Raw genomic sequence first — 414 nt, 5'->3', positions numbered from 1 at the left:
GCGCAAGAATATTGGTCTGGAAGGCAATCCCTTCTATAACAGCCGTAATTTCCGAAATCTGCATCGAGCTGCTGTTCATCTTTCCAATCGCACGGACCATATCCTGCACAGCATCGTTGCTCTCGTCGGCTATGACGGCTGCCTTCATTGCGAGATGATTGGCTTGCGACGCGTTGTCAGCATTCTGTCTGACTGTCTCCGTCAGCTGCGTCATGCTGGCAGCCGTTTCTTCGAGCGACGCCGCTTGAGCCTCGGTACGTGCAGATAGATCAGCATTACCACTAGCAATCTCTCGCGACGTTACCGTTACTGCATCGGTGGTCGCGTGGATGCCAGTGATGAATTTCGCTAGCTGGCTGTTCATCTTCCGCAATGATTGCATCAAACGTCCGACCTCATCCCGGCCGTAACTTT

General features: G+C 52.9%; 1 protein-coding gene. It reads right to left on the bottom strand.

The window, feature by feature from the left end; translation table 11 throughout:
- Positions 1 to 414 (bottom strand): methyl-accepting chemotaxis protein (locus tag AB3X98_RS42100; RefSeq protein ID WP_368607227.1); only part of this gene is annotated, 414 nt, incomplete at both ends.

The organism is Paraburkholderia sp. BR14312 (genome assembly GCF_040948675.1).
In the GTDB taxonomy this organism is placed as follows: domain Bacteria; phylum Pseudomonadota; class Gammaproteobacteria; order Burkholderiales; family Burkholderiaceae; genus Paraburkholderia; species Paraburkholderia nodosa_A.
This window is presented reverse-complemented; position numbering and strand designations above follow the sequence as displayed.